22 protein-coding genes are annotated in these 25,303 nt (G+C 61.8%); 15 read left to right on the top strand and 7 right to left on the bottom strand.

Annotated features, from left to right (window positions below):
* The first annotated feature begins 214 nt into the window (after positions 1-214).
* Positions 215-1,147 (top strand): IS110 family transposase, encoded by a 933-nt coding sequence (locus tag C9383_RS22055; protein WP_090365966.1) that lies wholly within the window; start codon positions 215-217, stop codon positions 1,145-1,147.
* 125 nt (positions 1,148-1,272) lie between these two features.
* On the opposite strand, the gene rpiA is transcribed toward C9383_RS22055, so the two are convergent.
* Positions 1,273-1,944, bottom strand: a complete 672-nt coding sequence (rpiA, locus tag C9383_RS22050) for a ribose-5-phosphate isomerase RpiA (protein ID WP_060753514.1) — start codon at positions 1,942-1,944, stop codon at positions 1,273-1,275.
* Between the two features lie 138 nt (positions 1,945-2,082).
* On the opposite strand from rpiA, the gene ilvA reads away from it, so the two are divergent.
* Both ilvA and C9383_RS22040 read left to right on the top strand, forming a co-directional pair.
* The gene (ilvA, locus tag C9383_RS22045) at positions 2,083-3,597 is read left to right on the top strand and encodes a threonine ammonia-lyase, biosynthetic (RefSeq protein ID WP_090368147.1); all 1,515 of its coding nucleotides are present in this window, start codon (positions 2,083-2,085) and stop codon (positions 3,595-3,597) included.
* A 40-nt stretch (positions 3,598-3,637) separates the two neighbouring features.
* Positions 3,638-4,051 carry a DUF2269 family protein gene (locus C9383_RS22040; RefSeq protein WP_090368149.1) on the top strand — a complete coding sequence of 138 codons (414 nt, stop codon included), beginning with the start codon at positions 3,638-3,640 and terminating at the stop codon, positions 4,049-4,051.
* 102 nt (positions 4,052-4,153) lie between these two features.
* On the opposite strand, the gene C9383_RS22035 is transcribed toward C9383_RS22040, so the two are convergent.
* Entirely contained in the window at positions 4,154-4,810 is a 657-nt protein-coding gene (locus C9383_RS22035) for a histidinol-phosphatase (RefSeq protein WP_090368152.1), read from the bottom strand.
* Between the two features lie 143 nt (positions 4,811-4,953).
* Between C9383_RS22035 and C9383_RS22030 the strand changes: the two genes are divergently transcribed.
* Together C9383_RS22030 and ptsP are read left to right on the top strand one after the other, a co-directional pair.
* Positions 4,954-5,433, top strand: coding sequence for an RNA pyrophosphohydrolase (locus C9383_RS22030; RefSeq protein WP_003176750.1), 480 nt, complete (start codon positions 4,954-4,956; stop codon positions 5,431-5,433).
* 22 nt (positions 5,434-5,455) lie between these two features.
* Positions 5,456-7,735 (top strand): phosphoenolpyruvate--protein phosphotransferase, encoded by a 2,280-nt coding sequence (gene ptsP / locus C9383_RS22025; protein ID WP_090368154.1) that lies wholly within the window; start codon positions 5,456-5,458, stop codon positions 7,733-7,735.
* 145 nt (positions 7,736-7,880) lie between these two features.
* Here ptsP and C9383_RS22020 read toward each other — a convergent pair whose 3' ends face one another.
* The gene (locus C9383_RS22020) at positions 7,881-8,627 is read right to left on the bottom strand and encodes an NRDE family protein (RefSeq protein WP_090368156.1); all 747 of its coding nucleotides are present in this window, start codon (positions 8,625-8,627) and stop codon (positions 7,881-7,883) included.
* A gap of 215 nt (positions 8,628-8,842) precedes the next feature.
* Between C9383_RS22020 and lgt the strand changes: the two genes are divergently transcribed.
* Complete coding sequence (gene lgt, locus C9383_RS22015; RefSeq protein ID WP_090368158.1) at positions 8,843-9,655, top strand: prolipoprotein diacylglyceryl transferase; 813 nt, start codon at positions 8,843-8,845, stop codon at positions 9,653-9,655.
* Between the two features lie 52 nt (positions 9,656-9,707).
* Positions 9,708-10,541 carry a thymidylate synthase gene (locus C9383_RS22010; protein WP_010207295.1) on the top strand — a complete coding sequence of 278 codons (834 nt, stop codon included), beginning with the start codon at positions 9,708-9,710 and terminating at the stop codon, positions 10,539-10,541.
* Positions 10,542-10,823: 282 nt separating this feature from the next.
* On the opposite strand, the gene cadR is transcribed toward C9383_RS22010, so the two are convergent.
* Positions 10,824-11,273, bottom strand: coding sequence for a Cd(II)/Pb(II)-responsive transcriptional regulator (gene cadR, locus C9383_RS22005; protein WP_060753506.1), 450 nt, complete (start codon positions 11,271-11,273; stop codon positions 10,824-10,826).
* Between the two features lie 85 nt (positions 11,274-11,358).
* Here cadR and C9383_RS22000 point away from each other — a divergent pair, with 85 nt between their 5' ends.
* The 7 genes from C9383_RS22000 (at position 11,359) to C9383_RS21970 (ending at position 20,302) form a co-directional block, all read left to right on the top strand.
* The gene (locus tag C9383_RS22000; RefSeq protein WP_090368161.1) at positions 11,359-13,647 is read left to right on the top strand and encodes a heavy metal translocating P-type ATPase; all 2,289 of its coding nucleotides are present in this window, start codon (positions 11,359-11,361) and stop codon (positions 13,645-13,647) included.
* 16 nt (positions 13,648-13,663) lie between these two features.
* Positions 13,664-14,527 (top strand): LysR family transcriptional regulator, encoded by an 864-nt coding sequence (locus C9383_RS21995; RefSeq protein WP_090368163.1) that lies wholly within the window; start codon positions 13,664-13,666, stop codon positions 14,525-14,527.
* A gap of 238 nt (positions 14,528-14,765) precedes the next feature.
* Positions 14,766-15,830: a putative 2-aminoethylphosphonate ABC transporter ATP-binding protein gene (locus C9383_RS21990; RefSeq protein WP_090368165.1), complete on the top strand. Its 1,065-nt coding sequence runs from the start codon at positions 14,766-14,768 to the stop codon at positions 15,828-15,830.
* 1 nt (position 15,831) lies between these two features.
* Positions 15,832-17,544, top strand: coding sequence for a putative 2-aminoethylphosphonate ABC transporter permease subunit (locus C9383_RS21985; protein ID WP_090368167.1), 1,713 nt, complete (start codon positions 15,832-15,834; stop codon positions 17,542-17,544).
* 21 nt (positions 17,545-17,565) lie between these two features.
* Positions 17,566-18,579 (top strand): putative 2-aminoethylphosphonate ABC transporter substrate-binding protein, encoded by a 1,014-nt coding sequence (locus C9383_RS21980; RefSeq protein ID WP_090368169.1) that lies wholly within the window; start codon positions 17,566-17,568, stop codon positions 18,577-18,579.
* Between the two features lie 41 nt (positions 18,580-18,620).
* Positions 18,621-19,751, top strand: a complete 1,131-nt coding sequence (locus C9383_RS21975; RefSeq protein WP_090368171.1) for a TIGR03364 family FAD-dependent oxidoreductase — start codon at positions 18,621-18,623, stop codon at positions 19,749-19,751.
* On the top strand, positions 19,748-20,302 hold the full coding sequence (locus tag C9383_RS21970; protein ID WP_090368173.1) for a phosphonate degradation HD-domain oxygenase: 555 nt from the start codon (positions 19,748-19,750) through the stop codon (positions 20,300-20,302). Before C9383_RS21975 ends, C9383_RS21970 begins: the two co-directional genes overlap by 4 nt.
* On the opposite strand, the gene C9383_RS21965 is transcribed toward C9383_RS21970, so the two are convergent.
* Positions 20,299-21,666 (bottom strand): DUF3482 domain-containing protein, encoded by a 1,368-nt coding sequence (locus C9383_RS21965; RefSeq protein ID WP_090368175.1) that lies wholly within the window; start codon positions 21,664-21,666, stop codon positions 20,299-20,301. The two genes, C9383_RS21970 and C9383_RS21965, sit on opposite strands and share 4 nt — an antisense overlap.
* On the bottom strand, positions 21,659-23,038 hold the full coding sequence (locus C9383_RS21960) for a DUF2868 domain-containing protein (RefSeq protein WP_090368178.1): 1,380 nt from the start codon (positions 23,036-23,038) through the stop codon (positions 21,659-21,661). Before C9383_RS21960 ends, C9383_RS21965 begins: the two co-directional genes overlap by 8 nt.
* 69 nt (positions 23,039-23,107) lie before the next feature.
* Here C9383_RS21960 and C9383_RS21955 point away from each other — a divergent pair, with 69 nt between their 5' ends.
* The gene (locus C9383_RS21955) at positions 23,108-23,620 is read left to right on the top strand and encodes a dihydrofolate reductase (protein ID WP_090368180.1); all 513 of its coding nucleotides are present in this window, start codon (positions 23,108-23,110) and stop codon (positions 23,618-23,620) included.
* A gap of 94 nt (positions 23,621-23,714) precedes the next feature.
* Here the strand turns inward: C9383_RS21955 and C9383_RS21950 are convergent, their stop codons facing one another.
* A complete protein-coding gene (locus tag C9383_RS21950) occupies positions 23,715-25,106 on the bottom strand; it encodes an L-cystine transporter (protein ID WP_060753495.1) in 1,392 nt (463 codons plus the stop codon).
* Positions 25,107-25,303 lie beyond the last annotated feature (197 nt).

The following is a 25,303-nucleotide window of genomic DNA, read 5'->3' as shown; positions in this document are numbered from 1 at the left end:
CCCCTTGTGTCTTAAGTCAGGAATAAACTGAGGGTGAGAGCGGTGAGTAGCAAGCTGAATGCCCCGAGTGCTCAAAGCACGTGTGGGAGCCCATGCTGCTACTCACCTCTCCGCTCTGGACATGAGCCCGAACAGTTGAACGAGCCCACCTCGAACAGTTACAAGCGTGGGCCAAGCCAGAGCGCTCTCACCCTGAGTGTAAGAGGATTTGGCCATGTTTTCCTATTCAGCAGGCATTGATGTTTCCAAAGACAGCCTCGAGGCTCGGATTCATTTACTTGAGGCTGGGGTAAGTTGTTCAAATACTGAGAAAGATTTGCCGGCGCTGATTGGATGGCTGCGGCTTTACCAGGTCAGCCGCGTGTTGGTGGAAGCGACGGGCGGTTACGAGCGAAACGTTGTTAAAGCGGCGCAAGCGGCTGGCCTTCAGGTCATTTGCGTTAACCCTCGTCGCGCCAAAGCGTTTTCCAGAGCGATGGGCCAAAAAGCCAAAACCGACCCGATAGACGCAAAGTCTCTTGCACAATTTGCAGCCGTCATAGACTCGCCAAGCGCCCGAATCACAAGCCCTGAGCATGAAAGACTGCGCGCATTGGTCCAGCAGCGAGAGCATTTTGTTCAGCAAAGAGATGACGACAGGCGGCGCCTGAAAACGGCGTCCTGCGATGCGGTGAAGCCTGCATTGCAGAGCCATATCGAGTATTTGAGCGCAGCAGTGGAAGCGATAAATCAGCTGATTCGTCAAAGTGCGAACGAGCTAGATCGCGAAAAGGTGGCTCGACTGTGCTCGGTCAAGGGAATTGGGCTGATTACGGCCAGCAGCCTTATGGCTTACCTTCCCGAGTTGGGCGAAATCGGGGGACGCCCGATCGCGGCACTTGCAGGCCTCGCGCCCTACAACAACGACAGCGGAAAGCACAAAGGTGCACGCCACATTAGTGGCGGAAGATTTGCAGCCCGCCGCTCACTGTATATGGCCTGCTGGGTGATCATTCGGGACCAGCCGGAATTCCAAGCTCGATACCAGTTGTTACGTGATAAAGGTAAATGCGCCAAGGTTGCACTGATCGCCTGTATGCGCGTTTTATTGGTACGCCTGAACGCGATGCTGCGTGACGGCACTGAATGGAAAGAGCACACCGCTTAGCACGGCAGCAGCTCTTTCGTTCAGCATTGCATGGCCTAGAGCTGTGGGAGTCTTGCTGCCTATGAATATGACTTCTGAATTGAATCCATTTAGACAGTTGCTCCCACATTGGAGTTGCGGTGTTGTCAGGCCTTGAGGGTCTGGACGCCTTCGGCAGTGCCCAGCAGCAGCACGTCCGCCGGGCGCGCAGCGAACAGGCCGTTGGTGACTACGCCGACGATGGCGTTGATCTGAGTCTCAAGCTCCACCGGGTTGGTGATCTGCAGGTTGAACACGTCGAGGATGATATTGCCGTTGTCGGTCAACACACCTTCACGGTATACCGGGTCGCCGCCCAGCTTCACCAGTTCGCGAGCCACGTGGCTGCGCGCCATCGGAATCACTTCAACCGGCAGCGGGAACGCGCCGAGTACCGGCACCAGCTTGCTGGCGTCGGCGATGCAGATAAAGGTCTTGGCCACGGCCGCTACGATCTTCTCGCGGGTCAGGGCTGCGCCGCCGCCCTTGATCAGGTTCAGGTGTGCGTCGCTTTCATCGGCGCCGTCGACATAAAACTCCAGGTCGCTCACGGTGTTGAGCTCGTATACCGGAATGCCATGGCCCTTGAGGCGTGCGGCGGTGGCTTCGGAGCTGGCGACGGCGCCGTCGAACGCGCCCTTGTGCAGGGCCAGCGCGTCGATGAAGCAGTTGGCAGTGGAGCCGGTGCCGACACCGACGATGCTTTTATCGTCGAGTTTAGGAAGGATTAAATCGACGGCGGCCTGGGCCACTGCCTGTTTGAGTTGATCCTGGGTCATGCGGGCTCCGGAACGGGCGGGGAGTTATCGAGGGGCGCGAGTATAACCCAACAAAACCTCGGTATTCGTGTGGTCGCCCGGCCAAACGCTGGGTTAGACTCCTTGACCCTGCCCAATTCGCGAAGTAGATACCCGCCGATGCTTGAACACTACGTCAAAAAAATTCTCACCTCGCGCGTTTACGACGTTGCCGTAGAAACCCCCTTGCAGACCGCCCGCCAGCTCTCCGAGCGGTTGGGCAACAAGGTCTGGCTCAAGCGTGAAGACTTGCAGCCGGTGTTCTCGTTCAAGATTCGCGGCGCCTACAACAAGCTGACCCAGCTATCGGCCGAGGAACGTGCGCGTGGCGTAGTCACCGCGTCTGCCGGCAACCACGCCCAGGGCCTGGCGCTGGCGGCCAAGGTATTGGGGGTCAAGGCCACCATCGTGATGCCCAAGACCACCCCGGAGATCAAGGTCGAAGGCGTGCGCTCCCGTGGCGGCAAGGTGGTGCTGCATGGTGACTCCTTCCCGGAAGCCCTGGCTTATTCGCTCAAGCTGGTCGACGAAAAAGGCTACGTCTACATTCACCCCTATGATGATCCCCACACCATTGCCGGGCAGGGCACCGTGGCGATGGAGATCCTGCGCCAGCACCCGGGGCCGCTGGATGCGATTTTCGTCCCGGTGGGCGGCGGCGGGTTGATCGCGGGTATCGCGGCGTACGTGAAATACCTGCGCCCCGAAATCAAGATCATCGGCGTCGAGCCGGACGATTCCAACTGCCTGCAGGCGGCCATGGCCGCAGGGGAGCGTGTGGTGCTGCCAACCGTCGGCATCTTTGCCGATGGTGTGGCGGTGGCGCAGATCGGCCAGCACACCTTCGATATCTGCAAAGACTATGTGGATGAAGTGATCACCGTCAGCACCGATGAGATCTGCGCGGCGATCAAGGATATCTACGACGACACCCGCTCCATTACCGAGCCGGCGGGTGCATTGGGTGTGGCGGGTATCAAGAAATATGTGGAAACCCGAGGTGTCAGCGGGCAGACCCTGGTGGCCATCGACTCCGGCGCCAACGTCAACTTCGACCGCCTGCGCCATGTGGCCGAGCGCGCCGAACTGGGTGAAGGCCGCGAAGCCATCATCGCCGTGACCATTCCCGAGCAACCGGGCAGCTTCAAGGCGTTCTGCGAAGCCGTGGGCAAGCGCCAGATCACCGAATTCAACTACCGCTACCATTCCGGCAGCGAGGCGCACATCTTCGTCGGTGTGCAGACCCACCCGGACAACGACCCGCGCAGCGCGTTGATCGCCAGCCTCACCGAGCAGGGTTTCCCGGTGCTGGACCTGACTGAAAACGAACTCGCCAAGTTGCACATACGCCACATGGTCGGCGGGCACGCCGCCAAAGTCAGCGATGAGCTGGTGTTTCGCTTCGAGTTCCCGGAGCGTCCGGGAGCGTTGTTCAACTTTCTCAACAAGCTGGGCGGGCGCTGGAATATCTCGATGTTCCACTACCGCAACCACGGCGCGGCCGACGGCCGCGTGGTCGCCGGCCTGCAAGTGCCGGCGGATGAGCGCCACCTGGTGCCTGCGGCGTTGGCTGAGATCGGTTATCCGTACTGGGATGAAAGCGAAAACCCGGCCTACCAACTGTTCCTCGGTTGAGCGACTACGCTGACAGAGCGGCCTTTAAGGAATCGAGACCATGGAAACGCTGACCACCCTCAAGGTTATCCACATCACCGCTACCGTGTTGCTGCTGCTCAGCGGCCTCGGGTTGGCGGTATTGGCCTGGCGCAAGCGCAGCGCCGGCCCGGCGGTGACCGTGCAACGCCCGTGGGCGTTTGTCTGGCTGTTGATGGGGATTTGCCTGGTGAGCATGCCGTTCAGCGGCTGGTGGCTGGTGCACCTGATCGGCTGGCCGTTGGGGCAGACCTGGATTCTGGGCTCCAGCATCCTCTATACCGTGGCGGCGCTGGCCTGGTTCTGGCTGGTGGCACGGCTTAATCGCCTGCGCAAAGGCGAGGGCGGCAGCCTGAATTTCACCTTGGTGCTGGCGGTGATCAGCCTGGTGGGGTTTGTGGCGATTGCCGGGCTGATGGGCGCCAAACCCATTTAGGGCTTTTAGACCGAGCTGCCTGCATCGGGAGCAAGCCCCCTCCCACCCTTGATTTGTGAACACGGTCCAAATGTGGGAGGGGGCTTGCCCCCGATAGCATTCTCAGCTGCGGAGTGTGATTACTGGCCAGCCGCGCTTCTCGGCCTCGGCACGAAGATTCGGGTCCGGGTCCACCGCCACCGGATGGGTTACTTGCTCCAGCAGCGGCAAATCATTCATCGAGTCGCTGTAGAAGTAGCTGTCTTGCAGGCTATATCCGGTTTCTTCCAGCCAACGGTTCAAGCGCGTCACCTTGCCTTCACGAAAGCACGGCACGTCGGTGCTGCGCCCGGTGTAGCGGCCATTGTCCATCTCGCACTCGGTGGCGATCAGGGTTTCAACGCCCAGGCGTGCGGCAATCGGCGCGGTGACGAAACGGTTGGTGGCGGTGATGATCACCAGCTTGTCGCCGGCGGCGCGGTGTTTGGCCAGCAGTTCCTCGGCCAGCGGCAGCATCAGCGGGTCGATGCAGTCGCGCATAAAATCTTGGTGCCACTGCTCCAACTGGGCCATTTCGGTACGGCCGAGGATTTCCAGGCTGAAGTTCAGGTAGGCGGCATTGTCCAGCTTGCCGGCCAGGTAGTCCTGGTAGAACGCGTCGTTGCGGGCCTTGTAGGCCACCGGGTCGAGAATCCCACGGGCGCACAGGTAATCGCCCCACGCGTGATCGCTGTCACCGCCGAGAAGGGTGTTGTCCAAGTCGAATAAAGCCAGGCGCATTGCAGTTACTCGCTGAAAAGTCTGTAAAAAGGCGTCCAGAATACGGTCTTTTCACAAGAGTGCACATAAGGTAAGAAGCCTCGTTGCCGCTTCATCAACCTTTGTGGAACAATGCGGCGACATGCGTTTGCGAGGTTGTTGCCGTGATCGACCCCGATGGTTTCCGTCCTAATGTCGGGATTATTCTTACGAATGATGCCGGACAGGTGCTATGGGCTCGCCGAATCAACCAAGATGCCTGGCAGTTTCCTCAAGGTGGGATCAACCCCGACGAAACCCCTGAAGACGCCTTGTACCGTGAGTTGAATGAAGAAGTCGGCCTTGAGCGCGAAGATGTGCAAATTCTGGCCTGCACCCGTGGCTGGTTGCGCTATCGTTTGCCGCAACGCCTGGTGCGTACTCACAGCCAACCGCTGTGCATCGGCCAGAAACAGAAATGGTTTCTTTTGCGCCTGATCTCCAATGAGCAGCGGGTGCGGATGGATTTGACCGGTAAACCGGAGTTCGATGGCTGGCGTTGGGTCAGCTATTGGTACCCGTTGGGCCAGGTGGTGACATTCAAGCGCGAGGTTTATCGTCGCGCTCTTAAAGAGCTTGCCCCGCGCCTTTTAGCGCGCGACTGACGACGGAGTTCGACCCCGAGCCATGCTCAATACGCTGCGCAAGATCGTCCAGGAAGTTAACTCCGCCAAGGATCTCAAGGCGGCGTTGGGGATTATTGTGTTGCGCGTCAAGGAAGCCATGGGCAGCCAGGTCTGCTCGGTTTACCTGCTGGACCCAGAGACCAACCGTTTTGTGCTGATGGCCACCGAGGGCTTGAACAAGCGCTCCATTGGCAAGGTCAGCATGGCGCCCAATGAAGGTCTGGTTGGCCTGGTGGGGACGCGTGAAGAACCCCTGAACCTTGAAAACGCGGCCGATCACCCGCGTTATCGCTACTTTGCCGAAACCGGCGAAGAGCGCTACGCCTCGTTCCTCGGCGCCCCGATCATTCACCACCGCCGCGTCGTCGGCGTGTTGGTCATCCAGCAGAAAGAGCGCCGCCAGTTCGACGAGGGTGAAGAAGCCTTCCTCGTGACCATGAGCGCACAGCTTGCCGGGGTTATTGCTCACGCCGAGGCGACGGGTTCGATTCGCGGCCTGGGCCGCCAGGGCAAGGGCATCCAGGAAGCCAAGTTCGTCGGTGTTCCGGGCTCGCCGGGGGCGGCGGTGGGGACGGCGGTGGTCATGCTGCCGCCGGCCGACCTCGACGTGGTGCCGGACAAGATCGTCGATGACATCGACGCAGAAATCAAACTGTTCAAGACCGCACTGGAAGGCGTGCGCGCCGACATGCGCAACCTGTCGACCAAGCTGGCCACCCAGCTACGCCCCGAAGAACGGGCGTTGTTCGATGTGTACCAGATGATGCTTGACGACGCGTCCCTGGGCAGCGAAGTCAAGAACGTGATCAAGACCGGCCAGTGGGCCCAGGGCGCGTTGCGCCAGGTGGTCACTGATCACGTCAACCGTTTTGAACTGATGGACGACGCCTATCTGCGCGAGCGCGCCTCGGATGTGCGCGACCTGGGTCGTCGCCTGCTGGCTTACCTGCAGGAAGATCGCACTAATAACCTGGTTTATCCCGACAACACCATCCTCATCAGTGAAGAACTGACCGCCACCATGCTAGGCGAAGTGCCTGAGGGCAAACTGGTGGGCCTGGTCTCGGTACTCGGCTCGGGCAACTCCCACGTCGCAATCCTGGCCCGGGCCATGGGCATCCCGACGGTGATGGGCCTGGTGGACCTGCCGTATTCCAAGGTCGATGGCATCGACATGATCGTCGATGGTCATCGCGGCGAGGTCTACACCAACCCCAGCGAAGTGCTGCGCAAGCAGTACACCGAAGTGGTGCAGGAAGAGAAACAACTGGCGCTGGGCCTGGACTCATTGCGCGAACTGCCGTGTGTCACCCTGGATGGGCGCCGTATGCCGTTGCTGGTCAACACCGGCCTGCTGGCTGATGTAGCTCGCGCGCAACAGCGTGGCGCCGAAGGGGTCGGCCTGTACCGCACCGAAGTGCCGTTCATGATCAACCAGCGGTTCCCGAGCGAGAAGGAGCAACTGGCGATCTACCGCGAGCAACTGCAAGCCTTCCATCCGCTGCCGGTGACCATGCGCAGCCTGGATATCGGCGGCGACAAGTCACTGTCGTATTTCCCGATCAAGGAAGACAACCCATTCCTCGGCTGGCGCGGCATTCGCGTGACGCTCGACCACCCTGAGATTTTCCTCGTGCAGACCCGCGCCATGCTCAAGGCCAGCGAGGGCTTGAACAACCTGCGCATCCTGCTGCCGATGATTTCCGGCACCCATGAGCTGGAAGAGGCGCTGCACCTGATCCATCGCGCCTGGGGCGAAGTCCGCGACGAAGGTGCCGACGTGCCGATGCCGCCGATTGGCGTGATGATCGAAATTCCGGCTGCGGTGTACCAGGCCAAGGAGTTGGCGCGGCAGGTGGACTTCCTGTCGGTGGGTTCCAACGACCTCACCCAATACCTGCTGGCCGTCGACCGCAACAACCCACGGGTGGCCGATCTTTACGACTACCTGCACCCGGCCGTGCTGCAAGCCCTGCAACATGTGGTGCGTGAAGCCCATGCCGAAGGCAAGCCGGTGAGCATCTGTGGTGAAATGGCCGGCGACCCGGCGGCGGCGGTGCTGTTGATGGCGATGGGCTTTGACAGCTTGTCGATGAACGCCACCAACTTGCCGAAGGTGAAGTGGATGCTGCGCCAGGTCGAACTGAGCATGGCCAAGGACCTGCTGGCCGAGTTGATGACCATCGACAACCCGCAAGTTATCCACAGCTCGCTGCAGCTGGCGCTGAAGAACCTGGGGCTGACGCGGATGATCAACCCGGCCTCCGCCAAAACTCTCTAAAGCTTGGTACACATCAAAAATGTGGGAGGGGGCTTGCTCCCGATAGCGGAGGGTCAGTCAAGTAGATGTCGACTGACCCCCCCCCGCTATCGGGAGCAAGTCGAATCGTCGCATCGCCCCTCCCACAGTAGTTTTGTGGTGTTGCTCAGAGGCTGATTTCTACTTCCCCCAACCTGCCTCCCAGGGGGCCGAAACTGCGTTCCACCATCCGCCGCGTCCCGTCGGCATTCACGATCAGCGCCGTACTCGCCCGCGTCCCATAGCTGGGGCTGGCAATGAACACGCTCGACAATAAACTCTCTGTGGCCAATCCCACGCCGGTATCCGGCAAGTCGGCAAACGGTGCGGTTTGTGGGTCACTCAATATGTCCAGCAAGGCTTGCGGCTGCGGATCTTCCAGTACTTTGCGCAACGCCGCCTTGGCCTTGAGCAATTTGGGCCATGGCGTATCAAGCCCGGCATTGGAGAGCCCATAAACCCCAGGCTCCAGCCGTGTAGGCGCGGTGTGATTGGCGTTGTAGTGCCACAGCTCATCGGGCGTGCCCACCAGCAGGTTAAAGCCGGCATATTCAATCGATCGTCCGTTAACGTCGGCCAAATAGTCGTCAATCGCTAATGTTCCGCTGAGAAAGCGCGCCACCAGCTCTCCCCGGGACTTGCGTGCCGGCGGCTGGTGCGGGTCACGGATGTTGGTCAGGGCGGCAAAACGCCCGTCGGCGCTCACGCCCAACCAGGTGCCGCCCGCTTCTTGATCGCGACCGGCATACACCTGGGGCGCATCCGGCCACTGGGCCAGCGGCAGGCTGGGGCGGGCGTAGAACTCATCACGGTTGGCCGCGACGATCAGCGGTTGGGCGTGGCCCGGCCGCCAGGCGAAAACTATCAGGCACATCAGGCAAATCCCTTTTGTGTTTTTTGCCACTCTACTCACACCGCGGCGGGTGTTCCATCGCATCGAAGTTGGGTCGCACGCCTTCCATCCGTTAACATGCCTGGCGGTTCGGTACGTGTGAACTTCTTAATTTGAAATAGCGGCTGTAACGCAGGCTTAATCGCACACCGGCATGGTCCGGTGCGCCATGACTAATGATTTAACGAGGAGTCGCAATGCTGCCTTACCCGCAGATCAACCCGGTGGCCGTGGCCATCGGTCCGCTGCAAATCCACTGGTACGGGTTGATGTACCTGATCGGCATCGGCGGTGCCTGGCTGCTGGCTTCCCGGCGCCTGAACCGTTTCGACCCGACCTGGACCAAGGAGAAGCTCTCCGACATGGTGTTCTGGATGTCGATGGGGGTGATCGTCGGCGGGCGCCTGGGGTATGTGTTGTTCTACGATCTGCCGGCCTATATCGCCCATCCGACGCTGATCTTCGAAGTGTGGAAGGGCGGCATGGCGTTTCACGGCGGGTTTGTCGGCGTGATGATCGCCGCGTGGTGGTTCGGCCGGCGCAATGGCAAGTCGTTCTTCCAACTGATGGACTTCGTCGCACCGTTCGTGCCCATTGGCCTGGGCGCCGGGCGCATCGGTAACTTCATCAACGCCGAATTGTGGGGCAAGCCGACTGACGTGCCGTGGGCCATGGTGTTCCCGCCGTTCAGCGACCCGGCGCAATTGCCGCGCCACCCGTCGCAGCTCTACCAATTCGCCCTGGAAGGTGTGGCACTGTTCCTGATTCTGTACATCTTCTCGCGCAAGCCGCGTCCGACCATGGCGGTTTCCGGCATGTTCGCGCTGTTCTACGGGATCTTCCGTTTCATCGTCGAGTTCGTGCGGGTGCCGGATGCACAGCTGGGCTACCTGGCGTGGGGCTGGTTGACCATGGGGCAGATTCTCAGCATGCCGATGATCATCGCGGGTCTGGGCCTGTTGTGGTGGGCTTACAATCGCCCGCAAGGCATCAAGAACACAGCGCTTTAAATTCGACGCCGAGGCTTTTGCCGGCCTCGGCTTCAACGATACGGGTACTCACATGAAGCAATATCTCGAACTACTGAACGACGTCGTGACCAATGGATTGACCAAGGGCGATCGCACCGGCACCGGCACCAAAGCCGTGTTTGCCCGTCAGTATCGGCATAACTTGGCCGACGGCTTCCCGCTGCTGACCACCAAGAAGCTTCATTTCAAAAGCATCGCCAACGAATTGATCTGGATGTTGAGCGGCAACACCAACATCAAGTGGCTGAACGAAAACGGCGTACGCATCTGGGATGAATGGGCCACTGAAGACGGCGACCTGGGCCCGGTATACGGCGAGCAGTGGACCGCCTGGCCGACCAAGGATGGCGGCACGATCAACCAGATCGACTACATGGTCCACACGCTCAAGACCAACCCGAACAGCCGCCGCATCCTGTTCCACGGTTGGAACGTCGAGTACCTGCCGGACGAAACCAAGAGCCCCCAGGAAAACGCGCGCAACGGCAAGCAGGCTTTGCCGCCGTGCCACCTGTTGTACCAGGCGTTCGTGCATGACGGTCATCTGTCGATGCAGTTGTATATCCGCAGCTCCGATGTATTCCTGGGCCTGCCGTACAACACCGCCGCGCTGGCGTTGCTCACCCATATGCTGGCCCAGCAGTGCGACCTGATCCCGCACGAGATCATCGTCACCACCGGCGACACCCATGCCTACAGCAACCACATGGAACAGATCCGCACCCAGCTGGCGCGTACGCCGAAAAAGCTGCCGGAGCTGGTGATCAAGCGCAAACCTGCGTCGATCTATGACTACAAGTTCGAAGACTTCGAAATTGTCGGCTACGACGCCGATCCAAGCATCAAGGCCGATGTAGCGATCTAAAGCCTGCCCCGGTCAGCAAGCCCTAATGCCAGTCAGTTAAAGGGTGGGATGTAGAACACATCATCCGTAGTGAGCGGGCTTGCCCCGCGCTGGGTGGCGCAGCCGCCCCAACAAAGACGCCGCGGTATTTCAGAAGGACCGAGGCGCCTGGGTTTGGGGCGGCTGCGCCACCCAGCGCGGGGCAAGCCCGCTCACTACAGAGTTTGGTGGCGGCAGGTTCTTTTAACTGACTGGCATTAGGGCAAGCCCGCTTCCATATTTTGATTCGATTGCACTGCGGGGTCAGTGCCCATGGCTTCTGCCCACATGCGAAGGCTCAGCCTCGCTGGCCGCCACACTGCCGCTGACTTCCAGCCGCTGCAAAATCCCGCATTGATCCAGGCCCGCCCCACCGCCGCAGCGTTGGCGCAGGTCCAGCAGCTGTTCCTGTAGCACCAACAGCCCATCGATCCGCGCTTTCACGTGTTGGATATGCTCGTCGATCAAGGCATTCACGCTTTCGCATTGGTCCTGAGGGCTGTCGCGTAGCCCGAGCAGGCTGCGGATTTCTTCCAGAGTCATGTCCAGGCTGCGGCAATTGCGGATGAAGATCAGCCGTTCGGTATGGGCCTGGGTGTATACGCGGTAGTTGGCGTCGGTGCGCGCCGGGGGCGGCAGCAGGCCTTCTTTCTCGTAGTAACGGATAGTTTCCACCTGGCAGTCAGTCAGTTTGGCCAGTTCGCCGATCTTCATTGCTGCAATCTCCAAATGGGTGCTTGACCCTATAGTGGCTACAGGGTCTTTACTTGGCAACAGGCACCTTTACGGACGCGACAGAATGAGCGATTCCATCCACACCCCGAATAAGCATGATCACAAACATGATCATGGCCACGATCATGCACATAGCCACGACCACGGCGCCAAACTGACGCCGGTCAAGCCGCATGATCATGCCAGCCATGCGGGCTCTTGCTGTTCGAGCAAGGCTGCGCCTGCCGTGGTGACGCTCAGCCAAGCGCCGACGGCGGGCTCGCGCTTGAGCACTTTTCGCATCGAAGCCATGGACTGCCCAACCGAGCAGACGCTGATCCAGAACAAACTGGGCAAGCTCGCCGGCGTGCAGCAGCTGGAATTCAACCTGATCAACCGCATCCTCGGCGTGACCCATGACCTGCCGAGCACCGCGCCGATCATCGATGCCATCAAATCCTTGGGCATGCAGGCCGACCCGATTGAAGAGGGTGCCCCCGCCGCGCAGCCTCCCGCCAAGAAACACTGGTGGCCTTTGGCTGTGTCTGGCGTAGGAGCGTTGGGCGCCGAAGTGCTGCACTTCACTGGCGTCGCGCCGACCTGGATGATCGCCTTGGTGGCGTTGGTGTCGATCCTCAGCGGCGGGCTGACCACCTATAAGAAGGGCTGGATCGCGCTCAAGAACCTGAACCTGAACATCAATGCGCTGATGAGCATCGCTGTTACCGGTGCCGTGCTGATTGGCCAGTGGCCTGAAGCGGCGATGGTGATGTTCCTGTTCACCGTGGCCGAGTTGATCGAAGCCAAATCCCTGGATCGTGCCCGTAACGCCATAAGCGGCTTGATGCAAATGACGCCGGAACAGGCCACGGTGCGGCAGGCCGACGGTTCATGGGCGGAACAGGAGGTCAAAAGCATTGAACTGGGCGCGATCGTTCGGGTAAAACCCGGCGAGCGCATCGGCCTGGACGGTGAAGTCACTGCGGGCCAGTCCACTATCGACCAGGCGCCGATCACCGGTGAAAGCCTGCCGATTGAAAAGACCGTGGGCGATAAAGTCTTCGCCGGCACCATCAACCAGGCCGGCTCCCTGGAGTACAAGGTCACCGCCGCGGCGAACAACTCTACGCTGGCGCGCATCATTCATGCGGTGGAACAAGCCCAAGGCGCGCGGGCACCGACCCAGCGTTTTGTGGACAGCTTCTCGAAGGTCTATACCCCGGCGGTGTTCTTGTTCGCGCTGGGTGTGGCGATCATCCCGCCGTTGTTCATGGCTGGCGCCTGGTTCGACTGGATCTACCGTGCCCTGGTATTGCTGGTGGTGGCTTGCCCTTGCGCATTGGTGATCTCGACGCCCGTGACCATCGTCAGCGGCCTGGCGGCGGCGGCGCGCAAAGGCATCCTGATCAAGGGCGGCGTGTACCTGGAGGGTGGCTACAAACTCGATTACCTGGCGCTCGACAAGACCGGCACCATTACCCACGGCAAGCCGGTGCAAACCGACTACCTGGCGTTGTTCCCCAACGTCGCGGACACCTCGCCCGCCCTGGCTGCCAGCCTGGCCGGGCGCTCCGACCACCCGGTGTCGCTGGCGATTGCCAATGCTGCTGTGGATAAACAGCTGCCCCTACACGCTGTGGATAACTTCGCGGCCCTGGCCGGTCGTGGCGTGCGCGGTGATATCAACGGCGAAACCTATCACTTGGGCAACCACCGGCTGGTGGAAGACCTGGGCCTGTGCTCGCCGGCACTGGAAGAAAAGCTGTTCGCCTTGGAGAAACAAGGCAAGTCCGTGGTGTTGTTGCTCGACAAGTCCGGCCCCCTGGCGTTGTTCGCCGTCGCTGACACCGTCAAAGACAGCAGCCGTGAAGCCATCCAGCAACTGCACGACCTGGGCATCAAGACGCTGATGCTCACCGGCGACAATACTCACACCGCCCAAGTTATTGGCGCCCAGGTCGGTATCGATCAAGCCCAAGGCGACCTGCTGCCCACCGACAAGCTGCAAGCTATCGAAACCCTCTATGGCCAAGGCCACCGTGTCGGCATGGTCGGCGACGGCATCAACGACGCGCCGGCCCTGGCCCGCGCCGAGATCGGGTTTGCCATGGCCGCCGCCGGCACCGACACGGCGATCGAGACCGCCGACGTGGCCTTGATGGACGATGATTTGCGCAAGATCCCGGCATTCATTCGTTTATCGCGGCAAACGTCGAGTATCCTCAAGCAGAACATCGTCCTGGCGCTGGTGATCAAGGCGATCTTTCTTGCCGTGACTTTCCTGGGCATGGCCACCATGTGGATGGCGGTGTTCGCCGATATGGGCGTAAGCCTGCTGGTAGTGTTCAATGGCCTGCGCCTGTTGCGCAAATAGAGGATGAGAGGGTGGTGTGCTGAGTGCCGAGTTGAAGGCGTTTTTCATGGTCGCCCGCCTGGGCAGCATTACCCAGGCGGCGAAGAAGCTCGGCCTGAGCCAGCCCACCGTCACCACCCAGATCCGCAACCTGGAAAGCCAGTACGGGGTCGAGCTGTTTTACCGTGGCGGGCGCCGCCTCACCGTCAGTGACGAAGGCGCGCGCCTGCTGCCGATGGTCAAGGCGCTGTTGCAGCAGGAAGCGGACATCGAGTTCTTCCTGCGCAACAACGGTCAGGTCCAGGGCGCTCTGCGCATCGCCGCGACGGCGCCGTATTACATCCTCGACCTGGTCAAAGCCTTTCGTGAGCGCCTGCCCCAGGTGGAGGTGTCGGTAGAAATCGGCAACTCCCAACAGGTGCTTGAAGCGCTGGATGATTACCGCGTTGACGTCGCAGCATCCTCGCAATTGCTCGAAGACCCGCGGCTGATCCGCCGTGTGCTCGGCACCGACCCGTTGGTGTTGGCGGTCCATCGCAATCACCCGCTGGCAGCGCTGGAGCATGTGCCGCTGACGGCGCTGGCCGGGCATACCTTGTTGATGCGCGAAGCGGGGTCGACCACGCGGCGCCTGACGGAAGATCTGTTGCAAGGCGCGGGCGTGAGCCATGGCCCGTTGCTGGAAATCGGCAGCCGCGAATCGATCCGCGAGGCGGTGCTGCGCAACATCGGCATCAGCATCATTGCCCGCCAGGAAGTACCCCACGACCCGCAATTACGCGTGTTGACCATCGAAAATGCGCCGCAGATTGCCGAGTATCTGTACTGCCTCAAGGAGCGCAAGGGCGCACGGTTGCCGGCGGCGTTTCTGGGATTGGCGCAGGAAATGTCGCCTCTCTGAGTAAGTAGGCGGCTTTGAGGGCCTCATCGGGAGCAAGCCACCTCCCACATTCTGAATGTATTCACAGATCAAACTGTGGGAGGGGGCTTGCTCCCGATAGCGGCAGTCCAGCCACCGCACCTCCATGAGCCACACCCAAATCCACCAATACCACTATCACCGCGTTTTGCCTTCCTGCCACATGAGCGACGCATTGCCCACCTAGCATGGCCTTCATCCGTTCGATGAGGTGCCTTGCATGAACACAGCCCTGACCCACCCCGGTGCGCCCATGACGGTGCGGGGCATCCAGAAACGCTTTGGTGCGTTTACCGCGCTGGACAACGTGTCCCTGGACGTCGCCGCCGGCGAGCTGGTGTGCCTGCTGGGCCCGTCCGGTTGCGGCAAGACCACCTTGTTGCGCTGCATCGCCGGCTTGGAACGCCAGGACAGCGGTGAACTGCGCCTGGGCCATCGCGACGTTTCCCTGCTCCCGCCTCAGGCGCGGGACTACGGGATTTTGTTCCAGTCCTACGCGCTGTTTCCCAACCTGACCGTCGAAGCCAATATCGGCTACGGCCTCACCGGCAGTGGCCGCGATGAAGTGCGCAAGCGCGTCGCGCAGATGCTGGAACTGGTAGGCCTGGTGGGCAGCGAAAAAAAGTACCCCGGCCAGTTGTCCGGCGGCCAGCAGCAACGTGTCGCCCTGGCGCGAGCGCTGGCACCGGCCCCTTCGCTGCTGTTGCTGGATGAACCGATGTCGGCCCTCGACGCCCGTGTCCGCGAGCACCTGTGCACCGAGTTGCGCCAGCTGCAACGACGCCTGGGCATCACCACCTTGATGGTCACCCACAATCAGGACGAGGCCATGTTGATGGCCGACCGCATTGCCGTGATGAACAACGGCAAGGTCGAGCAATACGCGACGCCCCAGGCGATCTACGACCGTCCGGCCACGCCGTTTGTGGCGGAGTTTGTCGGCCAGGGCAACTGGTTGCCGTTCAGCCGCAACAGTGTCAGCCACGCTCAGGTTGGCGGTATGAACCTGCGCTTGGCCGATGATGCCGGCGTGGCCCAGTCCGGGCGTTTGTTCTGCCGCCCGGAAGCCATCAGCGTCAACCCGCCGGTGCATGAAGAAAACCTGTTCCCGGCCAAGGTCCGCGAGATCACCTTTCTCGGCAACCGCTGCCGCATGAGCTTTGAGCTGGCGCAATTGCCCGGTCATCCGCTGCTCGCCGAGCTGGCGCCGGAAGCCATGCCGCGCCTGGGTGCCCAGGATATCTGGGTGGCGCTGCCGCCGCGCAGCCTGCAGGTGTTTGCCTGAGATGGCTGCGGTGATGGCGCTGCCGATAGCCCGCCAGGTGTCCCGTGCCCAAATGGGCGATCGTATTTTTGTGCTCGGCGGCAAACTGCTGTGGCTGTTTTTGCTGCTTATCGCGGTGCTGCTGCCACTGCTGGCGATCTTCTGGCGAGGTTTCAGTAGCGAAGCCGGGCAGGGCGGCGGGTGGATCGCGGCGCGAGCGCTGGTGACCAGCGACAATTTTCACTGGCTGCTGGGCAATAGCTTGAAAGTGTCCGTCAGTGTGGCTGCCATTGTCGTACCGCTGGCTTACCTGTTTGCCTACGCCCTGCAACGCACATTGATTCCCGGCAAGGCCGTTTGGCGCGGCCTGTCATTGCTGCCATTAATGGCACCGTCGATGTTGCCGGGGATTGCGCTGGTGTACCTGTTCGGTAACCAGGGCCTGTTGCGCGGTTTGCTCTCGCAGAACATTTACGGCTTCTGGGGCATCGTGTTGGGTGAGGTGATCTACACCTTCCCACACGCCTTGATGATTCTGCTGTCAGCGCTGTCCCTGGCGGATGCGCGCTTGTTCGATGCCGCTTCCAGCATGGGCGCCAGCCCGGCCCGGGCGTTTCGCAGCATCACCTGGCCGGCCACGCGCCAGGCCGTATTTGCTGCGTCCTGCCTGGTGTTTACCCTGACCATCACCGACTTCGGGGTGCCCGTGGTGGTGGGAGGGGATTATCAGGTGCTGGCGCTGGAAGCCTACAAGGCGGTGGTCGGCCAGCAACAGTTTGGTCGTGGCGCATTGATCGGGATGGTGTTGCTGCTTCCGGCGCTGTTCAGTTTTGGCGTGGATACCTGGTTGCGCCGCCGGCATGGCGACGCCATGAGCGGTCGCGCGCAAGTGTTTCGACCCGCGCCATCGCGCGCAAGAGACGGCTGTTACCTGGCCATCGTGATGCTGATCTGCACGGCATTGCTGCTGGTGTTCGGCATGGCGGTGTATTCCTCGCTGGTGAAGTTCTGGCCCTACAACCTGTCGTTGTCGCTTAACCACTACCAGTTCGAAGACACGGCGGGCGGTGGCTGGCTGGCCTATCGCAACAGCTTGACCATGGCCCTGTGCACGGCGTTGCTCGGCAGCGTGCTGATCTTCACCGGTGCCTACCTGATGGAAAAAACCCAAAGCCAGAAAGGCCTGAACCTGGCCCTGCGCATGCTCAGCTTCGTACCGATGGCGGTGCCGGGCCTGGTGCTGGGCCTGGGCTACGTGTTCTTTTTCAACCTCAACGGCAACCCGCTGCATGTGTTCTACGGGAGCATGACGTTGTTGGTGGTGTGCACCATTGCCCACTATCTGACCACCGCACAAATGACCGCGACCACCGCCCTGCGCCAGTTGGATGCCGAGTTCGAAGCCGCCGCGCTGTCGCTCAAGGCGCCGCTGTACCGCCACTACCTGCGCGTCACGGTGCCGATCTGCCTGCCGGCGCTGCTGGACATCGTGCGCTACCTGTTTGTATCGGCGATGACCACCGTGTCCGCCGCGATTTTTCTCTACAGCCCCGACACTATCCTCGCCGCCGTCGCCGTGTTGAACATGGACGACGCCGGCAACGTGGGCGGTGCGGCGGCCATGTCGAGCCTGATCCTGTTCACTTCGGCCGGCGTTTCGCTGCTGCTGGCGTGGGCTTCACGTGGCGCGCTGCGTCGCTCTCAAGCCTGGCGCCAGTCCGCTCCCGGCCAATGATAACCCTGAAGGAGGTGCTCCATGTTCAAGCCCCTGGCGCTGGTCGCTGCGGTACTCACGGCATTCAGCCTGAATGCCTTCGCCAAGACCGAACTGACGGTGTACACGGCGCTCGAAGCCGAGCAGTTGAAGACCTACAAGCAGGCTTTCGAAAAGGCCAACCCTGACGTCGAGATCAAGTGGGTGCGTGACTCCACCGGCATCATCACGGCCAAGCTGCTGGCCGAGAAAGATCGCCCGCAAGCCGATGCAGTGTGGGGTCTGGCAGCTTCGAGCCTGGCGATCCTCGACCAGCAGGGCATGCTGGAGAACTACGCGCCCAAGGACCTGGGCAAGATCGGCAAAAATTACCGCGACCCCGCCAACCCACCGGCCTGGGTCGGCATGGACGTATGGGCGGCGACCCTCTGCTTCAACACCGTCGAGGCCGAGAAACAGGGCCTGACCAAGCCGGTGAGCTGGCAGGACCTGACCAAGTCTGAGTACAAGGGCAAGATCGTGATGCCCAACCCGGCGTCGTCCGGCACTGGCTTCCTCGATGTGAGCGCCTGGTTGCAGACCTTCGGTGAAAAGCAGGGTTGGCAGTACATGGACGAGCTGCATCAGAACATCGGCCAGTACGTTCACTCCGGTTCCAAGCCGTGCAAGCTGGCCGCCTCGGGGGAGTTCCCGATTGGTATTTCGTTCGAGTACCCAGCGGTGCAGCTCAAGCGCCAGGGGGCGCCATTGGACATCATCCTGCCGAAAGAGGGTCTGGGTTGGGACATTGAAGCAACGGCCGTGATGAAGGGTACTGCTCACGCCGATGCGGCGAAAAAACTTGCCGACTTCTCCGCCAGCCCTGCCGCGATGGAGCTTTACAAGGACAACTTCGCTGTCCTGGCCCAGCCGGGCATCGCCAAGCCGCAGACCGAGCTGCCGGCCGACTACGAGCAGCGCCTGATCAAGAACGACTTTGCCTGGGCCTCGAAGAACCGCGACAGCATCCTCACCGAATGGCGCAAGCGCTATGACGGCAAGTCCGAAAAACAATAACCGATGCATTCCCACGCGGAGCGTGGGAACGAGAGGAATGCATGAGTAGTGATCTGTTGATTGTTGGCGCCGGCATCCTCGGCCTGTCCCACGCCTACGCCGCCGCCAAACGCGGGCTCAAGGTAACGGTCTTCGAGCGTAGCGCCACACCGCTCGGCGCCTCGGTCCGCAACTTCGGCCAGGCGCTGGTCACCGGCCAGCCGCCAGGGCCGATGCTCGACCTGGCGCGGCAAAGCCGTGACATCTGGGGCCATTGGGCCCAAGTAGCGGGCCTGCAACTCAAGCGCAACGGCTCATACTTGTTCGCTCGCACCGAAGCCGAAGAGCATCTGCTCGAAGCCTTCTGTGCCGGTCGCGCGCGGGAACACGGCTACAACGTCGAGCTGCTGCAAGGCTCGGCGATGAAGGATCTGTACGGCGGCCAGTTCCGCCATCATCGCGCCGCGCTGCACGGCAAGGACGATCAGCAGTTGTATTCCCGCGAAGCGATTCCGGCACTGATCGCCTATCTGGCCCAAACGCTCAAGGTCGAGTTTCACTTTTCCACCTTGGTACGCGACGTCGAACCGGGCCATGTGCACACCACGGCAGGCAGCTTTCGTGGCGAGCAGGTCATCGTGTGCTCCGGCCATGACTACCAGACGCTGCTGGCCGAGGCGATGGCCGAACTCAACCCGCAGATCTGCCGCTTGCAAATGCTGCGGGCGCGACCGGCGGTCAATCTGAACCTGCAACATGCGTTGCTCACCGGCCTCAGCTGTGTGCACTACGGCGCCTTCGCCGACTTGCCGCAAGCTGCATCGGTGCGGGCGCAGATCCTGCGTGAAGCGCCTCACCTGGCGGCACAGGGTATTCACTTGCTGATCAGCCCGACGCCCCATGGCGAACTGATCATCGGCGATTCCCACGACTACGGCCGCGATGCATCGCCGTTCAACGCCGAACAGGTCGATGACTGGATGATCGAACTGGCTGAGCAGACCTTGGGGTGCAAGATCCAGGTGGTGGAGCGCTGGCAAGGTGTCTACGGCTCACGCGGTCCCGGGCCGTTCTCATTCCTGCGCGTGGCGCCGGGGGTGAGCGCAGCGCTGATGCATACCGGCGTGGGCATGAGCGTGGGGCCGGCGCTGGCCGAACGCAATATCAGTGCGTTGTGGGGCGCGGCGTCATGACCGCGGAGCAGGTGATTGCCGACGTCTTCGGTTTATACGAAAGGCATGGCGCGGCGGATTACATCGGCGAGCCGGTGTCGCAGATCGAGCACATGTCCCAGGCCGCGCAGTGGGCAATGGCTGAGGGTTTTGACGATGAAGTGGTGCTGGCGGCGTTTTTTCACGACATCGGGCATCTGTGCGGCCAGGGTGGTGAAAATATGGGCGGTTATGGTGTGGTCAGCCATGAGCGGCTGGGCGCGGATTATTTGCGCCGGGCCGGGTTCAGCGAACGCATGGCCAGGCTGGTGGAATATCACGTGCAAGCCAAGCGCTACCTGACCTTCAGCCAGCCCGACTATTACACCCGCCTGAGCGAAGCCAGCCGCCGTACCCTGGAGTACCAAGGGGGCGTGATGACGGCAGAAGAAGCGCGGGCTTTCGAGCAAGACCCGCTCTGCCAGGTCAGCCTGCGCCTGCGCTATTGGGACGAGCAGGCCAAGCAGATGCACGTGCCGGTGCTCGACCTCGAGGTGCTCAAGGGCAAGGCCCGGCAGGCATTGGCGACTTAGGTTTCGTCGAGGCGCAGAGCCAGCGCTTCAACTTGCTCCTGGCGCTCAGCCTGGCTGAGCTTGGCGTGGGGGTTGAGGGACGACCATTGCGGATGGGCGCGGGCTTTATGCAGTGCGTCCGGCAACTTGCCTTCGCGCCAGGTTTTGTCCTGCGGCGTATCGACCTTGATGCTGTGCATGGCCGCATGACCGCGCAGGTTGAGGGCTTTGAGCAACTGGCGCTGGCGCAGGGCGAGCAGGCGCAACACGCTGTCGTCCACAGTCAGTTCGCGCTGGCCTTTGATCTTGCCCAGCAGGCGGCTGCCATAACTGCGCGCGGTCTGCAGTGCGCCACCGGCAATCGCACCGGCCAGGGCGGCGGCGCCCAGGGTCAGGCCGCCGACCAGCAGGTCGACTCCGGCACCGGCCGCCGCCCCCGCGGCGATCCCGCCCCCGACGCGCACGCCCAATTGCTTGAGCGTCTCCGGGTTGAACAGGTCGTCGCCCCAGCGGCCGTCGAGCAGTGGCAGGTCACTGGCGGCGGCATCCTGCGCGCGGAAGCCGAACTGCTTGAGCAGGGCTTCCACACATTTCTGTTCGCGCTGGCGCACGGCCTTGCGCAAATCGCTGATGGCTTGCTGCTCATCTTCGGTAACCACGCTGCGACGGCAAGCGGCGCAGTCGATCAACAGCTCGGCGATCAAGCGTGCGGCACTTTGCTGGCGGGCCTGGCGTTGGGCTTGCTGGTCGAGGATCAACCGTTCCAGTTGCGGCCGGGCGTTTTCCAGCAGCAGTGCCAGGCTTTCATACAAGCGCCGCTCGCCGTCTTCCGGTGGCGCTACGCTGTCGAAGCGCACCAGTGCATGCAGGCCCAGACGGGCCAGGGCTTCGCGCCAGTCCGGCTCGCGGTGGTCGCTGCTGCTGACGAAGTTGAGCACCGGCAGCAACGGCTTGCCGCAACTGGCCAGCACTTGCAGCTCATCGCGATACTTGGCCAGCACCGGCTCGCGGGCATCGATCACATACAGGCCGGCGTCCGAGGCCAACAATTGGCGCAGCACCTTGGCCTCCTGTTCGAAACGTTGGCGCGCTTCGCTGCCGTCCAGGAAGCGCGCCAGGCGCGCCGGGCCATCGAGGCGTTCGCCGGGGCGATCCAGGCGCTCCAGGTAGTCGAGCAGGGCGATGGCATCTTCCAGGCCGGGTGTGTCGTACAGCTCCAGCAAGGCTTCGCCGTCCACCGACAACCGCGCACCTTCGACATGCCGTGTGGTGCTGGGGCGATGGGAGACTTCACCGAAGCCCACATCCCGGGTCAGCGTGCGCAGCAGCGAGGTCTTGCCGACATTGGTGTGGCCGACCACGGCGAGTTTCAGCGGTTTAGTCATGACCGGTCTCCAGCCAGTTCAGCGGTGCGCAGTCGGCGAAAGGCAGCTCCAGTTGTTGCAGTGCGGCGTGCCAGTCACCCAGGCGTTCGGCATCCAGGGCTTGGCCGGGAGGCGCTTGCAGCAGCCAGACGCGGGTGGTGGCGGCGCTGCGCGCAAGTTCTGCGATCAATGCCAGGCTGCCACGGTCGGGTGAGCGGCGTGGGTCGCAGGCGATGGCCAGGCGTGCCGGTGGGAAGCGGCTGAGTTGTTCCAGGAGCTTGTTGCGCGACTCGCGGCTGTCGAGGATCCCGGCGTTTTTGACGCCGGCCGGCAATTTGGGGGGCCAGGGGTGCTGATCGTCCAGCTCGATGGCTACCAGCAAGGCGCCGTCGCTTTCCAGTTCGCTGACGCCGCCGGTGACGGCGTGCAGTTGCTCCGGTGCGGCATCGTTGACGCCGAGGCGTTCGCTGCTCGGCATCAGGCGTTCGCGCAATTGGCTGTAGCCGGGCAGGTTGAGGTCCAGGCGCAGGGCGGCGCGCCCGCGTTTCCAGCGCCACAGGCACAGCAGGGCGAGGATCAGCCTGGGCAGTATGCCGTACACCAGCAACACCCCGACCAGCCACGCGGCCCAGGCCTGGCGGGCGCTTTCGATATTCAATGCGGAGTCGCCGCTGGCACGGATCATCTCGACCGTCGGCACATTGAAGCCCAGCCACCCGGGCAGGGCGCCCAGGGCCTGGGTCACGGCGACGAAGGTGTCGGCGCCGAGGATGGTGGTTTCCCACACGAAACCATAGCGTCGGGTAGCGAGCAGCGTCAGCAAAATCACCATGGCACTGAGCAGCGCCAACAGCCAAAGGCTGTTGACCAGCACGCCCACAGCCCAGCGATTGAGTTTCTGCCGTTGCAGCAAGAGCAACAGCGCAGGCGCCAACTGTGCGGCCTTGGCGTCGCGGGCGAGCTTTTCGCTGAGCCACAGCCATAAGCGTCCCAGGCTGGCACCGTGCTCACCGGCAAACAGCAGGCCCAAGGCCCAGCTGACCAGCAGGATCAGGTTCAAGCCGAGCAGGCTGCCCAAGGCCCAGAACACGTTGACCGGGACCAGCCCGTTGCCCAGCGCGGCAAAGGCCAGGCCGGCGCCGCTGACGATCGCGACAATCGCCAGCAACACCAGGGCTAGGCGCGCGCCTTGCAGCCAGCGGGTCAGGGCGGCAGTCAGGCCATCGCGCTCGGCCAGGTGCAGGGCACGCTGTTGAATACGCGTCGGCAGGTCGCCACCGGCCGTGCGGGCCAGGCGGTTGGCTTCCAGGTCTTCCAGGGGGCCGGCGTGTTCTTCACGCAGGCGCACGGTTTCCGTCAACCAGAGTGTGTGCAGTGGGTTCAGTGCCGTCACGCGCCATCCTGTTGTGTCAGTGAGCCTGGAGCATAACCCCTGGCTCGTGGCTCTGGTATTCTCGTCGCCATGAAAAAAACTCTCCCTTTAAGCCTGATCGCAGCCCTCGGTGAAAACCGTGTGATCGGCGTCGACAACAGCATGCCCTGGCATTTGCCGGGGGATTTCAAATATTTCAAGGCCACCACGCTTGGCAAGCCGATCATCATGGGGCGCAAGACCTGGGAATCCCTGGGCCGACCGTTGCCGGGGCGCTTGAACATCGTGGTCAGCCGTCAGACCGATCTTGAGCTTGAAGGTGCGCAAGTTTTTCCATCACTGGACGCGGCGGTCGAGCGCGCCGAGGCTTGGGCGCTGGAGCAAGGTGCGGATGAGCTGATGCTGATCGGCGGCGCGCAGCTGTATGCGCAGGGGCTGGAACAGGCGGACCGCTTGTACCTGACGCGCGTGGCGCTGAGCCCGGAAGGGGATGCGTGGTTTCCGGAGTTTGATTTGAACCGGTGGAAGCTGGTTTCGAATGTCGAGAACCCGGCCGACGGTGATAAGCCGGCGTACACCTTCGAAGTCTGGGAAAAAGCTTAAAGCATCGGGAGCAAGCCCCCTCCCACATTTGAACGCTTTGCAACATGAGAATGCGCTCAAGTGTGGGAGGGGGCTTGCTCCCGATAGCGGTCTATCAGGCCTGCGCTAACTCGGCGTGCTCATCGGCATTCAGCAGCGCTTTATCCGTCTGCCCCATGATCTGGCTGGTAATCGCACCCGCCGTCATCGACCCATTCACGTTCAACGCCGTGCGGCCCATGTCGATCAGCGGTTCCACGGAAATCAGCAGCGCCACCAGTGACACCGGCAAGCCCATGGCCGGCAGCACGATCAGCGCGGCAAAGGTTGCACCGCCGCCTACACCGGCAACGCCAGCCGAACTCAAGGTCACAATCGCCACCAGGGTTGCGATCCATAGCGGGTCCAGCGGGTTGATGCCCACGGTCGGGGCAACCATCACCGCCAGCATGGCGGGATAAAGCCCTGCGCAACCGTTCTGGCCGATGGTCGCGCCGAACGACGCCGCAAACCCGGCGATGGATTGCGGGATGCCCAACCGGCGGGTTTGCGCCTCAATGCTCAGTGGAATCGCCGCCGCGCTGGAGCGGCTGGTAAAGGCAAACGTCAGCACCGGCCACACCTTGCGGAAAAAGCGCAACGGGTTGATCCCGGCCAGCGACAGCAGCAGGCCATGCACCACGAACATCAGGCCCAGGGCCAGGTACGAGACCACCACGAAACTGCCGAGCTTGATGATGTCTTGCAGGTTGGAGCCGGCGACCACTTTGGTCATCAGCGCCAATACACCGTAAGGCGTCAGTTTCATCACCAGGCGCACCAGGCGCATCACCCAGGCTTGCAGGGTGTCGATGGCGTTGAGTACTTTCTGGCCTTTTTCCACGTCGTCCTTGAGCAGCTGCAGCGCGGCAACCCCGAGGAAGGCGGCGAAAATCACCACGCTGATGATCGACGTCGGCTTGGCTCGGGCCAGGTCGGCAAACGGGTTGGCCGGCACGAACGACAGCAGCAACTGCGGGATATTCAGGTCAGCGACCTTGCCGGCGTAATCGCTCTGGATCACTTGCAGGCGGGCCATTTCCTGGGTGCCGGCTACCAGGCCTTCGGCGGTGAGGCCGAACAGATTGGTCAGGCCGATGCCGATCAGCGCCGCAATGGCGGTGGTGAACAGCAGCGTGCCGATGGTCAGGAAACTGATCTTGCCCAGGGAAGAGGCGTTATGCAGGCGCGCCACGGCACTCAGGATCGAAGCGAATACCAGCGGGATCACGATCATTTGCAGCAGTTGCACGTAACCGTTGCCGACCAGGTCGAACCAGCCGATGGACGCCTTGAGGACTGGATTGCCGTCACCGTAGATCGTGTGCAGAACCGTACCGAACACCACGCCCAGGGCGAGGGCGAACAGGACCTTTTTGGCGAGGCTCCATTGGGTCCGACGGGTTTGTGCCAGGCCCAGCAACAGGGCCACGAACACCAGTAAGTTGAGAATCAGGGGCAGATTCATTAAAGCTCCGTTGAGAAGGCAGCCAATCGCACGAGCCTGCGATTGCGAACCGGGAAGCCTAACAGCTTGAAATATATTGATTTAATACCGATATGGAATGGTATCTGTCGTTTTTGGAATAAGCGTCTGACGCTCAGGCACATGCCTTTGGCGTGATCACGATGTAAGCGGTCGTGCTCGGGCGATAACTGTCATAC

Origin of the sequence: Pseudomonas palleroniana, assembly GCF_003031675.1 — a bacterium.
In the GTDB taxonomy this organism is placed as follows: Bacteria; Pseudomonadota; Gammaproteobacteria; order Pseudomonadales; family Pseudomonadaceae; genus Aquipseudomonas; species Aquipseudomonas palleroniana.
This window is presented reverse-complemented; position numbering and strand designations above follow the sequence as displayed.

Bases quoted from the DNA above. Each gene is read 5' to 3' on its own strand.
- C9383_RS22055 (WP_090365966.1), top strand. From the start codon at position 215: ATGTTTTCCTATTCAGCAGGCATTGATGTTTCCAAAGACAGCCTCGAG.
- rpiA (WP_060753514.1), bottom strand. From the start codon at position 1,944: ATGACCCAGGATCAACTCAAACAGGCAGTGGCCCAGGCCGCCGTCGAT.
- ilvA (WP_090368147.1), top strand. From the start codon at position 2,083: ATGCTTGAACACTACGTCAAAAAAATTCTCACCTCGCGCGTTTACGAC.
- C9383_RS22040 (WP_090368149.1), top strand. From the start codon at position 3,638: ATGGAAACGCTGACCACCCTCAAGGTTATCCACATCACCGCTACCGTG.
- C9383_RS22035 (WP_090368152.1), bottom strand. From the start codon at position 4,810: ATGCGCCTGGCTTTATTCGACTTGGACAACACCCTTCTCGGCGGTGAC.
- ptsP (WP_090368154.1), top strand. From the start codon at position 5,456: ATGCTCAATACGCTGCGCAAGATCGTCCAGGAAGTTAACTCCGCCAAG.
- C9383_RS22020 (WP_090368156.1), bottom strand. From the start codon at position 8,627: ATGTGCCTGATAGTTTTCGCCTGGCGGCCGGGCCACGCCCAACCGCTG.
- lgt (WP_090368158.1), top strand. From the start codon at position 8,843: ATGCTGCCTTACCCGCAGATCAACCCGGTGGCCGTGGCCATCGGTCCG.
- C9383_RS22010 (WP_010207295.1), top strand. From the start codon at position 9,708: ATGAAGCAATATCTCGAACTACTGAACGACGTCGTGACCAATGGATTG.
- cadR (WP_060753506.1), bottom strand. From the start codon at position 11,273: ATGAAGATCGGCGAACTGGCCAAACTGACTGACTGCCAGGTGGAAACT.
- C9383_RS22000 (WP_090368161.1), top strand. From the start codon at position 11,359: ATGAGCGATTCCATCCACACCCCGAATAAGCATGATCACAAACATGAT.
- C9383_RS21990 (WP_090368165.1), top strand. From the start codon at position 14,766: ATGAACACAGCCCTGACCCACCCCGGTGCGCCCATGACGGTGCGGGGC.
- C9383_RS21985 (WP_090368167.1), top strand. From the start codon at position 15,832: ATGGCTGCGGTGATGGCGCTGCCGATAGCCCGCCAGGTGTCCCGTGCC.
- C9383_RS21980 (WP_090368169.1), top strand. From the start codon at position 17,566: ATGTTCAAGCCCCTGGCGCTGGTCGCTGCGGTACTCACGGCATTCAGC.
- C9383_RS21975 (WP_090368171.1), top strand. From the start codon at position 18,621: ATGAGTAGTGATCTGTTGATTGTTGGCGCCGGCATCCTCGGCCTGTCC.
- C9383_RS21970 (WP_090368173.1), top strand. From the start codon at position 19,748: ATGACCGCGGAGCAGGTGATTGCCGACGTCTTCGGTTTATACGAAAGG.
- C9383_RS21965 (WP_090368175.1), bottom strand. From the start codon at position 21,666: ATGACTAAACCGCTGAAACTCGCCGTGGTCGGCCACACCAATGTCGGC.
- C9383_RS21955 (WP_090368180.1), top strand. From the start codon at position 23,108: ATGAAAAAAACTCTCCCTTTAAGCCTGATCGCAGCCCTCGGTGAAAAC.
- C9383_RS21950 (WP_060753495.1), bottom strand. From the start codon at position 25,106: ATGAATCTGCCCCTGATTCTCAACTTACTGGTGTTCGTGGCCCTGTTG.